Origin of the sequence: Mycobacterium sp. DL (assembly GCF_039729195.1) — a bacterium.
GTDB lineage: Bacteria > Actinomycetota > Actinomycetes > Mycobacteriales > Mycobacteriaceae > Mycobacterium > Mycobacterium hippocampi_A.
The window spans coordinates 2,860,849-2,875,316 of record NZ_CP155796.1; the positions used below are offsets into that span (position 1 = coordinate 2,860,849).

General features: G+C 66.6%; 13 protein-coding genes. 7 read left to right on the plus strand and 6 right to left on the minus strand.

Features of this window, described 5'->3' with window-relative positions; all coding sequences use genetic code 11:
- Nucleotides 1–7: 7 nt before the first annotated feature.
- The 5 genes from ABDC78_RS13750 to ABDC78_RS13770 form a co-directional block, all read right to left on the minus strand.
- Nucleotides 8–1,501 (minus strand): ATP-binding cassette domain-containing protein, encoded by a 1,494-nt coding sequence (locus tag ABDC78_RS13750; RefSeq protein ID WP_178359250.1) that lies wholly within the window; start codon nt 1,499–1,501, stop codon nt 8–10.
- On the minus strand, nt 1,488–3,038 hold the full coding sequence (cydD, locus tag ABDC78_RS13755) for a thiol reductant ABC exporter subunit CydD (RefSeq protein WP_178359251.1): 1,551 nt from the start codon (nt 3,036–3,038) through the stop codon (nt 1,488–1,490). The genes ABDC78_RS13750 and cydD overlap by 14 nt, the downstream gene beginning before the upstream one ends.
- A 53-nt stretch (nt 3,039–3,091) precedes the next feature.
- Nucleotides 3,092–4,132 (minus strand): cytochrome d ubiquinol oxidase subunit II, encoded by a 1,041-nt coding sequence (gene cydB, locus ABDC78_RS13760; protein WP_178359252.1) that lies wholly within the window; start codon nt 4,130–4,132, stop codon nt 3,092–3,094.
- Between the two features lie 9 nt (nt 4,133–4,141).
- Nucleotides 4,142–5,599, minus strand: a complete 1,458-nt coding sequence (locus tag ABDC78_RS13765; protein ID WP_178359253.1) for a cytochrome ubiquinol oxidase subunit I — start codon at nt 5,597–5,599, stop codon at nt 4,142–4,144.
- Between the two features lie 83 nt (nt 5,600–5,682).
- Nucleotides 5,683–6,276 carry an HdeD family acid-resistance protein gene (locus ABDC78_RS13770; protein ID WP_178359254.1) on the minus strand — a complete coding sequence of 198 codons (594 nt, stop codon included), beginning with the start codon at nt 6,274–6,276 and terminating at the stop codon, nt 5,683–5,685.
- A gap of 179 nt (nt 6,277–6,455) precedes the next feature.
- On the opposite strand from ABDC78_RS13770, the gene ABDC78_RS13775 reads away from it, so the two are divergent.
- The 7 genes from ABDC78_RS13775 to ABDC78_RS13805 are packed head-to-tail and all read left to right on the plus strand — an operon-like array spanning nt 6,456 to nt 13,231.
- Nucleotides 6,456–7,373, plus strand: a complete 918-nt coding sequence (locus tag ABDC78_RS13775) for an ABC transporter substrate-binding protein (RefSeq protein ID WP_178359255.1) — start codon at nt 6,456–6,458, stop codon at nt 7,371–7,373.
- 19 nt (nt 7,374–7,392) lie between these two features.
- The gene (locus tag ABDC78_RS13780) at nt 7,393–8,304 is read left to right on the plus strand and encodes an amino acid ABC transporter permease (protein ID WP_178359256.1); all 912 of its coding nucleotides are present in this window, start codon (nt 7,393–7,395) and stop codon (nt 8,302–8,304) included.
- Nucleotides 8,305–8,345: 41 nt separating this feature from the next.
- The gene (locus ABDC78_RS13785; RefSeq protein ID WP_178359327.1) at nt 8,346–9,098 is read left to right on the plus strand and encodes an amino acid ABC transporter ATP-binding protein; all 753 of its coding nucleotides are present in this window, start codon (nt 8,346–8,348) and stop codon (nt 9,096–9,098) included.
- A 20-nt stretch (nt 9,099–9,118) separates the two neighbouring features.
- Nucleotides 9,119–10,222 carry an ATP-binding protein gene (locus tag ABDC78_RS13790; RefSeq protein ID WP_178359257.1) on the plus strand — a complete coding sequence of 368 codons (1,104 nt, stop codon included), beginning with the start codon at nt 9,119–9,121 and terminating at the stop codon, nt 10,220–10,222.
- 20 nt (nt 10,223–10,242) lie between these two features.
- The gene (locus ABDC78_RS13795) at nt 10,243–10,869 is read left to right on the plus strand and encodes a response regulator transcription factor (protein WP_178359328.1); all 627 of its coding nucleotides are present in this window, start codon (nt 10,243–10,245) and stop codon (nt 10,867–10,869) included.
- Between the two features lie 44 nt (nt 10,870–10,913).
- On the plus strand, nt 10,914–12,695 hold the full coding sequence (locus ABDC78_RS13800) for a DUF2339 domain-containing protein (RefSeq protein ID WP_178359258.1): 1,782 nt from the start codon (nt 10,914–10,916) through the stop codon (nt 12,693–12,695).
- 38 nt (nt 12,696–12,733) lie between these two features.
- Complete coding sequence (locus tag ABDC78_RS13805; RefSeq protein ID WP_178359259.1) at nt 12,734–13,231, plus strand: DNA starvation/stationary phase protection protein; 498 nt, start codon at nt 12,734–12,736, stop codon at nt 13,229–13,231.
- Here ABDC78_RS13805 and ABDC78_RS13810 read toward each other — a convergent pair.
- Entirely contained in the window at nt 13,206–14,432 is a 1,227-nt protein-coding gene (locus ABDC78_RS13810; RefSeq protein WP_178359329.1) for an adenylate/guanylate cyclase domain-containing protein, read from the minus strand. The genes ABDC78_RS13805 and ABDC78_RS13810 overlap by 26 nt on opposite strands.
- Nucleotides 14,433–14,468 lie beyond the last annotated feature (36 nt).

The following is a 14,468-nucleotide window of genomic DNA, read 5'->3' on the forward strand; positions in this document are numbered from 1 at the left end:
CGTGAGATTACCCGCAGCGAACCGGGTTCACCGTGGTACAGACAGTTTTGTCGGGCAGCCCATCGGGCAGGTGATGCGTGGCCACCACCACCGTGCGCTCCGCGGAGAACATCGCTCCGGGAGTCAGCAGATCGATCATCATCTGGTCGGCATCGGAGGCGTCGAGGTGCTCGGTCGGCTCATCGAGGAGCAGCGTCGTCGCCGTCGATACCAGTGCCCTGGCCAGCAGCAGTCGTCTGCGCTGTCCTGCGGATACCGCCGCAGCACCACCGACGAGCACCGTGGACAACCCCTCGGGCAACCCGTCCAGCCAGCCACCGAGTCCGCTGCGCAGAAGTGCCTGCCGCAGTTCGTCATCGGTGGCATCACCGCGGGCGACCAGAAGGTTGTCGCGCACCGTCGTGGAGAACAGGTGTGCGTCCTCGGCGAAGAACACCCCCGGGGTGTGCATCAGCAGCGTGGTTTTGCCGCAGCCGCTCGGGCCGACGACGGCGACACGGTCCCCGGGGCGCAGGTTCAGCGGCGCAACGGCGGGACGGCGGGCGTCGTCGTCGCCGGCGTCGGTGAGCGCCATCAGGCGGTGCGCGGCGATTCGGGCCCGTGTCAGAGCGACGGCGGCAGCGGGCATGACCGCGGTGGCCTCGAAAGCCGAGAGCGGCAGCAGCATCAGGATCGCGAGGGTGGTCGGTGCGACGGTGTTCGACAGGGTGATGCCCGCGAGCAGTGCGCCCAGCACGCTGACTGCCATGGCTGCGGTGGGCGCCGCCGCCGCCATCGCCGCCGGCGCGGCGGCGCGATCGATGGCGTGTCCCCAGCGGCGCTGTTCCTCACCGGCTTCGGCGATCACGCTGGACAGCTTGCCGCTCACCCGCAGTTCCGGCGCATGTTCGAGCGCAACCAACGCCGCGGTGTCCCGGTGCGAATGATGTTCGACCGCAATGCGTTCTGCGGCCGCGGCGGACCGCGCCGACACTGCTGGGGCCAGCACCCCCGCGATCAGCAGGCAGCAGGCCAGCACAGCGGCGGCCGCGGGCGAGATCACCGCGATCACCGCGACCGCTGCGACACCGAGTACCGCGGCGACGCAGGCGGGAACCACGGCGCGCACCAGGACGTCCGCCAACTCGTCGACATTGGATCCGATGCGCGCCACCAGATCACCACTGTGCCGTCGCATGACGGCATCCTCCGGCCCGGTGGCCAGGCGGAGGAAGAGCTGCTCGCGGGCAGACCCCGCCGCGCGTAACGCGGTGTCGTGCGAAGCCAACCGCTCGCAGTATCCCAGCACACCGCGGGAGATGCCCAACGCGCGTACGCATACCACGGCGACCGTCAGGTGAAGCACCGGCGGCATCTCCCAGGCCCTGGTGATCAGCCACGCCGAGACCCCGGCCAGCGCAAGCGCGCTGCCCAACGACCCCACCCCGAAGGCGACGGCCAGCGCCACCCGCGATGACCGCGGTCGCAGAAGGGTCCACGCGCGAAACTCACTGCGGGACATGGGCGGCCCCCATCGCTACGACGACGTCCCCGATCGCCAGCACCGGGTCACGGTGCCCGACTATGAGCACCGTGGCGCCCCGGGCGGCGCGGCGGCTGATGGCTCCCAGCACCCGATCCTCGGTCGGGCGGTCGAGATGCGCGGTGGGTTCGTCGAGCAGGAGCAGCGGTGCGGCCGAGCCGAGGACCCGGGCGAGTCCGAGTCGCTGCCGCTGCCCCAGCGACAGGCCTACACCGCCGCGGCCGATCTCGGTGTCCAGGCCGTCGGGCAGTTCGGCGATGACACCGTCGAAGGCCGCATCCCGGCAGGCCTGCGTCAGGTCCGGCAGCGGGCCGAACAACTCGAGGTTGTCCAGGACGGTGCCGGGGACGAGTACGGGTCGCTGGGCCAGCCACGCCACCTGTGACCACCACCGCTGCAGGTCCAGTTCGGCCACGTCGACACCGTTGACGATGATTCGCCCCGGCCCCAGGCCGAGGACGGCCTGCAACAACGTGGACTTGCCGATGCCGTTCGGACCCGTCAGGACGGTGACCCGGCCGGGTCGGGCGGTCAGGTCCGGATCGTCGATCTCCACCGTCAGCGGTGCCCGCACCTCGCGCGTCCCGGACGGTGGGGCCGCCGCCGCGTCGACGAACTGAAAAGCCGCTTCCACCGCGGTCTTTCCGTCCTGCGCCGAGTGAAACGCCGCACCCACGCGGCGCAGCGGCCAGAACACCTCCGGGGCGAGCAGCAGCGCCGTCAGGCCGACCGTCAGCGTCATCTCGCCGTACACCAGTCGCATGCCGACGCTGACCGCGACCAGCGCCACCCCGAGTGTCGCGAGCAGTTCGAGCACCAGTGCGGACAGGAACGCGATCCGCATCGTGGCCATCGCCGAGCGACGATGCGCCGCGCTGAGTTCAGCGATGCGCACAGCTGAACCCTGCGCCCGCCCCAGAGCCCGCAAGGTGGGCAGTCCGGCGACCAGATCGAGCAGTCGGGACTGCAGTGTCGACATCGCCGCCAGCGCGGCCGCCGACCGGTCGGCGGTCGCCAGCCCGATGAGCACCATGAAGATCGGGATCAACGGCAGCGCGATCAGCACGATCACGGCCGACGGCCAGTCGTACAGTGCGATCACCGCAGCGGTTGCCGGGGTGAGGATTGCGGCGAGGAACAACGACGGGACATACGTCGTGAAGTACAGACGCAGGCCGTCCAGCCCACGGGTGACGACGATGGCGGCGTCGTCCCGGCGCCGTTTGAGTTCGCGCGGCGGCAGCGAGGTGGCCGTGCTCAGTACGCGGTCGGTGAGGTCGGCGATCACCGAACTGGCCCCACGCTGCGCGAGCCTGTTCTGCAGCCAGAGCACCAGCGTGCGAACGGTGTACAGCACCAACAGGATTGTGATCGGCACGGCATGCTGGTCGAACTCGCGTGACGTCGGGTCGGTGATCACCCGGGCCACGACTGCGGCGAGCACCACCGCCGACGTTATGGTGCAGGCCGCGGTGAGGACGCCGCACACCGTGGTGGCGACCAGGAACCGACGCATCGCCGCTGATGCCCGCCACAGTCGCGGGTCGATCGGGGCGCGCGTGTTCTCTGTCAGGGCCGGCGCCTCGACAATCCGATGGATTCCGGGATCTCCTCGGCGCTGATCCGCTTGCGGAACACCCAGTACGACCACGCCTGGTACCCGATGACCAACGGGAGCAGGGCGAGCGACGCCCACGTCATGATCCGCAACGTGTACGGGGTGGACGAACCGTTCTCGATCGTGACGTTCCACTCGGGGTTGAGCGTCGACGGCAACAGGTTCGGGTACATCGAGCCGAAGATCAACACGGCCACCGCGGCGATCACGAGGACCATCGACGCAAAAGCCCAGCCTTCGCGGGCGCCCCGCCACACCAGTGCCACCGACGCCAACAGCCCCACCACCGCCACTCCCAGCGCGAGCCACGTCCACGGCTTGCCGTAGACGAGTTGGGTCCACAGCCCGAACCCGCCGGCGAGGACTGTCACCGGGATCGACAGCGCCCGCCCGAACCGGAAGGCGTCATCGCGAATGACCCCAGCGGTCTTCAGTGCGATGAACACCGATCCGTAGAACGCGAACAGCGAGGCAGTGGCCAGTCCGCCGAGCAGGGTGTAGGGGCTGAGCACGTCACCGATGCCTGCCAGTGAATTCCCGTCCGCGTCCAGGGGTAGGCCGCGCAACAGGATCGCGAACGCCACGCCCCACAGGATCGCCGGTAGCCACGAGCCGAGCGCAATGCCGACATCGGCCCATCGTCGCCACTGGGGATCGTTGATCTTGCCGCGCCACTCGATGCCGACGATGCGCAGGATCATGCCGAAAAGTATCGCCAGCAGCGGCAGGTACAGCGCCGAGAACAGCGAGGCGTACCAGTTCGGGAAGGCTGCGAACATCGCGGCGCCGGCGGTGATGAGCCACACCTCGTTGGCATCCCAGACGGGTCCGATCGTGTTGAGCACCGCGCGTCGTCGAACGTCGGGATCACCGTCACCGCTGGCGCCCAGCGGGGCCATCAACATGCCCACGCCGAAATCGAATCCCTCGAGCACCAGGAAGCCGAGGAACAGCACGGCGATCAGGTAGAACCACAGCTCGTACAGTGGCACGGCGATCTCCTAGTAGGCGAACGACAGTGGTGCGACGTCGTCCTTGTCGGGGGGTGTCGGCGGTGCCGGCTCCGAGTCGTGTTCCTGCGGCCCTTCGGTCACATAGCGGCGCATCAGGTAGAACCACACCACCGCGAGGGCGCCGTAGAGCAACGCGAACACCCCGAGGGAGAACAGCACCGTTCCGGCGGAATGGTTGGACACGCCGTCCTGCACCGTCATTCGCACCATCTGGTCGCCGGTCGGGTTGGGTACCACCACCCAGGGCTGGCGGCCCATCTCGGTGAATATCCAGCCGGCCGAGCTCGCCAGGAACGGGGTCGGAATGGTGAGAATGCCCAACCGCCCGTACCAGCGCTGGTCAGGTATCCGACCCCGGCGGGTCAGCCAGAGGCTCAACATCGCGAACGCCACGGGGACGAGCAGCAGCCCGATCATCACGCGGAACGCCCAATAGGTGACGAAGAGGTTGGGGCGGTAGTTCCCGGGACCGAACTTCTCTTCGGCCTCCCGTTGAAGGTCCTCGACACCTTGCAGCGTCACCCCCGAGAACCTGCTCTCGGCGAGGAACGGCAGCACGTAGGGCACCTCGATGACACGGGTGATGCTGTCGCAGTTGTTGTGCGTTCCGACGGTCAGTATCGAGAAGTTGGGGTCGGTTTCTGTGTGGCACAACGATTCCGCGGATGCCATCTTCATCGGCTGCTGTACGAACATCAGCTTGCCCTGCACGTCGCCGGTGGCGACAAGTCCGACCGCGGCGATCAACGCGACGAAGCTCCCGAGAATCGTTGCGGGGCGGTACATCGTGCGCGCCTCGGTCTCCTCTGACCTCGTGTGGGAACGCACCATCAGCCACGCGCAGATTCCGGCGACGAACGCGCCCGCGGTCAGCAGCGACGCTGTGATCGCGTGCAGGAAGGCCCAGATCGCGGTGTTGTTGGTCAACAGTGCGCCGAAGTCGATGAGTTCTGCCCGGCCGGACTCCGGGTTGAACCTGGCTCCGACGGGATGCTGCATGAACGAGTTCGCGGCGATGATGAAATACGCCGAGGCGTTGACGCCGAAAGCGACGATCCAGATGCACGCCAGATGCACCAGGCGCGGTAGGCGGCTCCATCCGAAGATCCACAGCCCGATGAACGTGGACTCGAAGAAGAATGCGATCAGACCTTCGAAGGCCAGAGGGGCGCCGAAGATGTCGCCCACGAATCGGGAGTATTCGCTCCAGTTCATGCCGAACTGGAACTCCTGCACGATGCCGGTGGCGACGCCGATGGCGAAGTTGATCAGGAAGAGTTTGCCGAAGAACCGGGTGAGCCGGTACCAGGCCGGGTTGTCGGTGACCACCCACACCGTCTGCATGATGGCGATCAGCGGAGCCAGGCCGATCGTGAGTGGCACGAAGATGAAGTGGTAGACGGTGGTGATCCCGAACTGCCACCGCGACACATCCAGTGCGTCCATGCGCGACTCCCAGAGCTCGCCCGATTCTAACTACGACACAGTGTAGTAGCTTCTTCGGCCGCAGGCGCTAGGGACTTTCGGCCTCATTCAGCCACTGGCGTTGAGACTTTCTCCTTGAACTCGGTGATGTTCTTGCTTGCCTTGCGGATACCGAAGGCCGACACGATCTCGAACACGCCGATCACGATGAGCCAGATGCCGACGACCATGGTCAGGGTCGCCAGCGATTCGAACGGCGAGGCCAGCAGGACCACGCCGGCTATCAGGCTGATCACACCGATGAAGATCTCCCAGCCGCGGCCGGGGAGGGTGGGATCGCTGATCGCCGAGACCGCGGTGGCGACGCCGCGGAAGATGAAGCCGATACCGATCCAGATGGCCAGCAGCAGGATCGACTCCTGCAGGCTGCGGAAGCACAGAACGGCCAGGATCAGAGCGGCGGCACCGCTGACGAACAGCAGCACCCGACCGCCTGCCGAGACGTGCAAGCTGAATGCGAAGAAGACCTGCGTGATACCCATGATCAACAGGTAGGCGCCGAAGAACAGGGCCGCGACCAGGATGGTGATCCCCGGCCAGGCCAGCACCATGATCCCGAGGATCACGGCGAGCACCCCGGAAAACAGCGTGTTCTTCCACAGATGCTGCAACATGCCTGGGGGAGCGGCGGTTTCCATCCGCGAAGTGTTGCACACAAGATCACCGGCGAGCCTGATTTTGCCGTACGGCTGTGATGTCTCTACGTGGTCGTTAATGTTCCGTTACCGGCGCTGCACGTCGGGTCATCGGTCGTTAACGTCCTTGGCTGGAGATGCCTGGAGGACCAGGCGACCCGAAGCAGAAAGTAGAGACAAACGTGTTGGGTGGATTCCAAGACCGTCGGACCAAGCTCTGGCGGATCGCGGCCGTGTTTGCCGCCACCGGCGCTCTGGCCCTTTCAGGCTGTTCGAGCAGCTCGGAGTCGAGTGACCCGGATGCCCCGACGGAAGCCGCGCCCGCCGAGATGGTCGAGGCGATCGCGAACACCGTGCCAGAGGCCATCAAGTCGTCAGGGACGTTGATCATCGGCGTGAACATTCCCTACGCCCCGAACGAGTTCAAGGATCCCGACGGAAAGATCGTCGGGTTCGACGTCGACCTGATGAACGCCATCGCCGGGACGCTGGGGCTGACCCCCGAATACCGGGAGGCGGACTTCGCCAAGATCATTCCGTCGATCCAGGGCGGAACCTTCAACGTCGGCATGTCGTCGTTCACCGACAGCAAGGAGCGCGAGGAGCAGGTCGACTTCGTGACCTACTTCTCCGCGGGCACGCTGTGGGCCCAGCCGGCCGGCGGCGACGTAGACCCGGAGAATGCGTGCGGCAAGAAGGTCGCGGTGCAGGCGACGACGGTCCAGGAGACCGACGAACTGCCGGCGCGCAGTCAGAAGTGCACCGACGCCGGCCAGCCCGCGATCGAGATCGTTCCGTTCGACAGCCAGGATGCGGCCACCAATGCCGTCGTGCTCGGACAGGCCGACGCCATGTCGGCGGACTCGCCGGTCACGCTGTATGCGATCAAGCAGACCAACGGCAAGCTCGAGCAGGCCGGCGAGGTGTTCGACTCGGCGCCCTACGGCTGGCCGGTGGAGAAGGGCTCACCGCTGGCCCAGTCGCTGCTGCAGGCGCTCGAGCACCTGATCGAGACCGGCAAGTACCAGGAGATCGCCGCGAACTGGGGTCTCGAGGAGGGCATGATCGACAAGCCGGTGATCAACGGCGCCGTCTCCTGATTCAGCAGAGGCAACACACATGACTGATGTCGGCACGCCGCCACAAGCCATCGACGCCATCCCGTTGCGCCACCCCTGGCGTTGGGTGGCGGCGGTCGCCATCGTCGTCCTGGTGGGGCTGTTCCTGTACGGCGCCGCGACCAACCCGGCCTACGGGTGGTCGACCTACCGGGAGTACCTGTTCAACGAGCGAATCATGCTCGGGGTGTTCAACACGCTGCAGTTGACGGTCTATTCGATGGTCATCGGCATCGTCCTCGGCGTCGTGCTGACGATCATGCGCCTGTCGTCGAACCCGGTGCTGGGTGCGGTGTCGTGGGTGTTCCTGTGGATCTTCCGCGGCACCCCGGTGTACGTGCAACTGGCGTTCTGGGGACTGTTCCCGACGATCTACCAGAACCTGCGGTTGGGTGTGCCGTTCGGGCCGTCGCTGTTCCAGTTCGACCTGCAGGCGCTGTCGATACCGTTTGCGCTGGCGATCATCGGCCTGGCCCTCAACGAAGCCGCCTACATGGCCGAGATCATCCGTGCCGGCATCACGTCGGTTCCGGAAGGGCAGATGGAAGCCTCGACGGCACTGGGCATGTCGTGGGGGATGGCGATGCGGCGCACGGTGCTCCCGCAGGCGATGCGGGTGATCATCCCGCCGACCGGCAACGAGGTCATCAGCCTGTTGAAGACCACGTCGCTGGTCACCGCGGTCCCGTACTCGTTCGATCTGTACAGCATCGCGACCCGGGAGATCGCCGCTCGCACCTTCGAACCGGTCCCGCTGCTGTTGGTGGCGGCCACCTGGTACCTGGTGATCACCAGCATCCTGATGGTCGGACAGTTCTATCTGGAGCGCTACTTCTCCCGGGGCGCGTCGCGCAAACTGACCACCAAACAACTCGAAGCGCTGGCTTTGGCGCAGCAACCGCCGGCCGGCTGAGAGGCACACGAATGACCGAAGAAACGACGGCCGTCCGACCGATGGTCAAGGCCGAACTCGTGTGCAAGGATTTCGGCGCGCTCAAGGTGCTCAAGGGCATCACGCTGGAGGTGCAGGAAGGCGAGGTGATGGTGCTCGTCGGACCGTCCGGCTCCGGCAAGTCGACGTTCCTGCGTTGCATCAACCATCTGGAAACCGTCACGGCGGGAAGGCTTTACGTCGACGGCAGGCTGGTCGGATACAACGAGCGCGGCAGCAAACTCTACGAGATGAAGCCACGTGATGTCGCCAAGCAGCGCCGCGAGGTCGGCATGGTGTTCCAGCACTTCAATCTGTTCCCGCACCGGACCGCACTGGGCAACATCATCGAGGCCCCGCTGAACGTGAAGGGCGTCAAGAAGAGCGAAGCCGTCGAGCGGGGCAAGGACCTGCTGGACCAGGTGGGGATGGCCGACAAGGCGGGGGCCTATCCGGCGCAGCTGTCGGGCGGACAGCAGCAACGGGTGGCGATCGCGCGCGCTCTGGCGATGGATCCGAAGCTCATGCTGTTCGACGAACCCACCTCGGCGCTGGATCCCGAATTGGTGGGTGAGGTGCTCGCCGTGATGAAGAAGCTTGCTTCCGAGGGCATGACGATGGTGGTGGTGACCCATGAGATGGGCTTCGCGCGCGAGGTCGCCGACGAGGTGGTGTTCATGGATGCCGGCGTCGTCGTCGAGCGTGGCGACCCGGTCGAGGTGATGAGCAACCCGCAACACGAACGGACACAAGCGTTTCTCTCCAAGGTGATGTAACACCCGACCCGGCCACACCGTTGTGGCGGGCCGCTCAGGTGTTCCGTCTGCTCAGTTGCGTCTACGCGCTGGGATTCCAGTTCGCGATCAACCCGGATATGCAGCATCCGGTGGCCGGTTGGCTGCTGTCCGCAGTCCTGATCGGCTGGAGCGCGGCGTGTGCGGTGGCCTATCTGCAGGGGTTCGGTCGCAGGCCCGCGTGGGTGGTCGCCGAGATCGTCGTCGTGTTGGCGCTGGTGCTCTCGACCGAGCTCATCGCCTCCGACCAGTGGGTTGCCGACAACCAGTCCTGGCCGACCACCCTCTGGGCGACCAACGCCACCATCTCGGCCGCGATCCTGTTCGGACCGATCGGCGGCATGCTCACGGGTCTGGCGGTGATGGCGGCCAGCGCTGCACTGAAGGGCTACGTGCACATCGACCTCGGCCGAAACGCCACCATCGTCATCGAGTTGGCCGTCGGCCTCGCCGTCGGGATGGCCGCCCAGACGGCACGGCGCGCGCACGCCGACCTGGAACAGGCGGCCCGATTGTCCGCGTCGCTCGAGGAGCGGGAACGGCTGTCGCGGCAGGTGCACGACGGTGCGATCCAGGTGCTGGCGCTGATGGCGCGGCGGGGACGCGAAATCGGCGGTGAAACCGCACGATTGGCCGAACTGGCGGGCGAACAGGAACGCGCGCTGCGACGTCTGGTCAGTGCGGGCGACGTGAAATCGCCCGACGGCGCGAGCGCCGACATCGGGGTGCTGCTGCGGCGCCGAGCCTCGGATCGGGTATCGGTCAGCCTCCCGGCCGAGCCGGTTCTGCTCGACGCGGCGGTGGCCGAGGAACTCTTCGCCGCGGTCTGCAACGCGCTCGACAATGCCGAGGCGCACGCCGGGCCCGGCGCCCACGCGTATGTCCTGCTCGAGGATCTCGGTGACTGCGTGACCGTCAGCGTGCGCGACGACGGGGTCGGGATCGCGGACGGACGGCTCGACGAAGCGGTGGGTCAGGGACGCGTGGGAATATCAAAATCTATTGTGGGAAGGATGAATTGGTTGGGTGGTCGGGCCGAGCTGAGCACCGGCCCCGGAGCCGGGACGGAGTGGGAGTTGACGGTACCGCGCGGGGCGCCGAGGTGAGCGAGCAGCAGACCACCGTGATGGTGGTCGACGACCATCCCATCTGGCGCGAGGCAGTCGCCCGGGATCTGGCCGACGACGGCTTCGACGTGGTGGCGACCGCAGACGGTGTCGGGTCGGCAAAGCGGCGAGCGGCCGTCGTGCTGCCCGCAGTGGTGGTGATGGACATGCGGCTGGCCGACGGCGATGGCGCGCAGGCGACGGCGGAAGTGCTTGCCGTGTCGCCGGCCTCGCGCATCCTGGTGCTCTCCGCATCCGACGAGCGCGACGATGTCCTCGAGGCGGTCAAGGCGGGGGCTCTCGGCTATCTGGTCAAGAGCGCCTCCAAACAGGAGCTCGCCGACGCGGTCCGCGCCACCGCGCAGGGGCGTGCGGTGTTCACGCCTGGTCTGGCCGGTCTGGTGCTGGGTGAGTACCGCCGGATCGCCCGGGACTCCGCCGGATCGGCCGGTCCCAGCCTGACCGAGCGCGAGACCGAGGTGCTGCGGCATGTCGCCAAGGGACTGACTGCCAAGCAGATCGCGACGCGTCTGTCGCTGAGCCACCGCACGGTGGAGAACCATGTGCAGGCGACGTTTCGCAAGCTGCAGATCGGGAATCGGGTGGAACTGGCTCGCTACGCCATCGAACACGGCCTCGACGAGTAGTTGTACTCATCCGCGGTCCGGGCTTTCGCTGCGACGATAGCGGCATGACCGAACCGCACACCGCCGTCGTCTCCCGGCTCTCCGCGGATTTCGCCGCGATCTCCCATCAGCTCGCCCGGGTGTCGACCGACCTGGCCGAACTCGACCGGATCCTCGCCGGACGCCCGCACGTGCCGGCACCACCGCAGCCGGGCTACTGGCCGCCTTACCCGCAGCCCCCGCAGGCCTACTATCCGCCCCCGCCCCCGCCATTCCGCCCGCCTCTCCAGCCTGTGGTGGCGCCGCCGAAGCGTGAGCGCTCGGAGGGCTGGATCGGAAAGCTACTCGCCGTCGCCGGCGTCGCCGTGACGTTGATCGGTGTCGTGCTGTTGCTGGTGCTCGCTGCGCAGGCCGGTATTCTGCGACCTGAGTTCCGGGTGGCTGCCGGTGCTGTGCTGGCCGCGGCGTTGGTAGGGACCGCATGGTGGCTCAACGCGCGACCCGGCGGACGGGTCGGAGCTATCGCGTTGGCCGCCACAGGCATCGCCGCTGCCTACATGGACGTCGTCGCTGTGACCACGATCTACGAGTGGGTGTCCGCGCCGGTGGGTCTGGTGCTCGCCGCGGCGATCGCCGGCGGCGGGTTGACGTTGGCCCGCCGGTGGGATTCGGAACATCTCGGGCTGCTGGTTCTGGTGCCGCTCATCGGGTTGGCGCCGGTCGTCACCGACGGGATCACCTTGCTGCTGGTCGGTTTCATGCTGGCACTGTCTGCAGTGTCGGTGCCGGTGCAGCTCGGCAAGGACTGGATCTGGCTGCACGCCGCACGTATTTCGGCGGCGGTCCTCCCGTTGCTGGTGGCACTGGTCGCCCGGTATGTCGACTCCCGGGAGGACCTCTGGCTCGCGGGGGCGTGCGGCATCGCCGCGCTCATGGCGCTCGCGTCTGCGCTGATTCTGCTGCCGCGCACTACCAACCGGGTCGCGATGGCACTGTTGACCGGCGTCGGTCTGCTTCCGGTGATGTCCGCGGCACTGGCAGTGGACCACGTGATAGCAGCCCTGATGGCCGCCGCACTGTCCGCGGCGCTTCTGGCGATCGTGCTTGTCGGTGAACGCTTTTCGGGCGTTCCCGGTGTGGTGCACCAGGTGTTCGCAGCGCTGTCGGCGGTATCCGCACTGATCGCGGTGACGGTGGCGTTCGACGGCAGGATTGCGGGCCCTGTGCTGCTGGCCCTGGCTGTGGTGGTCGCGGTGGCCGGGCGCCGCGATGACGTCGCCCGATGGGCGGCGATCGGGTTTGCGATCATCGGCGCCGGCGTCCACCTGAGCTACTCGCCTCTCGTCACCCTGTTCGAACCCACCCAGATCGGCACCGGTTCGGGAGTTTCCACGTTGGTGTCCAGCATCCTCCTGGCGGCATCCGCGGTGACGATCGTGTGGTCGTGGGGGAGTTCGGAGCGGGTGCTGTGGGTCGGCGCAGCGGCGGTGATCGTGTATGCGGTCACGTCACTCACCGTCACGGCGGGCACACTGATCGGCGGTGAGAGGGGCTTCTACGCCGGACACATGGCCGCTACCATCTGCTGGATCGTCATGGCGGCCGCGGTGTTCGGCTACGCCGCACGGCTTCCCCGCGCCGACCGGTCCGTGCCGATCGGAGGTGGACTCGGCCTGGTCGGTGCGGCGATGGCCAAGCTGTTCCTGTTCGACCTCGGCACGCTGGACGGCATCTTCCGGGTGGTGGTGTTCATCGTCGTGGGGTTGATCCTGCTGGGAATGGGCGCGGGATACGCCCGACTGCTGGAAAGGCAGGACAAGCAGGATGTGACGACGACCATAGAGTAATCTGGACTCATTCCAAATAAGGAGGCGTTGGACAACACATGGGTACAGCAACGAACGCACGCAAGACAGCCGCCGAGATCTCCGGCTTCCAGGCGTCACCGCAGCTCAGTGCGGCTCTACAGCGGGTTCTGGTGGACCTGATCGAACTGCATCTGCAGGGCAAGCAGGCACACTGGAACGTCGTCGGCACCAACTTCCGCGATCTTCACCTGCAACTCGACGAGGTCGTCGATTTCGCCCGCGAAGCGAGTGACACCATTGCCGAGCGCATGCGCGCGCTCGACGCGGTGCCGGACGGTAGATCCGACACCGTCGCCGGGAACACCTCGCTGCCGGAGTTTCCCGCCTACGAGCACGCCACCGCCGACGTCGTCGATCTGATCACGGCTCGTATCTACGCGGTAGTGGACACGCTGCGGGCGGTGCACGACGCGGTTGATGACGAAGATCCGAGCACCGCCGACATCCTGCACCAACTGATCGATGGCTTGGAGAAGCTGGCCTGGCTGATCAAGTCGGAGAACCGGAAGGTGTGACACCCACGTCGGCCCGGTGGCCGATCAGGTACCAGGTGTGCATGACGCCTTTGCCCTTGATGTCGACGTCGCCACGCTCCTCGAGCACGAATGAGTGGTTCAACCGCTCATAGACGTTGTGGGGCACCTGGATTCGGCCCTCGACGTCGGTCGTCTCCATGCGAGATGCGACGTTGACGGCGTCACCCCAGACGTCGTAGAAGAATTTCTTCGCACCGACGACACCGGCAACCACCGGCCCGGTCGCCATGCCGATGCGCAACGGGACGTCGCGGCCCTCGGCGTCTTTGAGGTCGGCAACGGCCTCGGCCATGTCGAGGGCGAGCGCCGCCAGTGCCTCCACGTGGTCGTCACGCGGGGTCGGTACCCCGCTGACGACCATGTAGGAATCGCCGCTGGTCTTCACCTTCTCCAAACCGTGGCGATCGACCAGTGCGTCGAGGTCGGTGTAGAGGCGGTCGAGGAACCGGACCAACTCCGCCGGAGCGGTATCGCTGGCGCGTTTGGTGTATCCGGCGATGTCGGCGAACAGGATTGACGCGTCGTCGTACTTGTCGGCGATGACGGTGCGCGACGGATCCTTGAGGCGATGGGCGATCGTCGCCGGCAGGATGTTGGCCAGCAACTGTTCGGAACGTTCGTACTCGGCTTCCATCGCCGCCTCCGCGCGCTCGATCTCGCGCAGCGTGTACCAGATCGTGGCAGTGATCATCACCGCAGACGAGATGGTGGCACTGACGAATCCGGCGGTGAGGGTCCAGGGCGGTCCGAGCCCTCTGTCGTAGGGCACCGTCAATTCCAGAGCGATCGTGATCATCACGCCGACGGCAACGATCGCCGAGGCCAACAGGATTCGTTCGATGCCTAGCGTCAGGACCACCAGTGATGCCGCGACGAGGAAGTAGAACTGCAGGCCTGATCCGGTGCCGATGGTGAAGCAGATGAACCCGACCGACAGGTAGGCGAAGGTGACGAAGGTCAACGGCGCGACCAGTTCACCGAATCGGCACAGGCGCGGAATGGCCAGGAAGATCAGCCCGCAGACGAGGTTGACGGCACCGAGCCACCACAGCGCCCCGCCCATCACCAACTGGAACACTCCGAAACCGATCGAGACTGCGGCCGCGATCCAACCGGCGATGGTGAGCACCTTGAGGCGACGGCCGACGCGGTCGTCGCGGTGCCGGCTCGGTGACCACATGTGGCCGTCGAGCGCCACGTCGGGGACGCATACCGG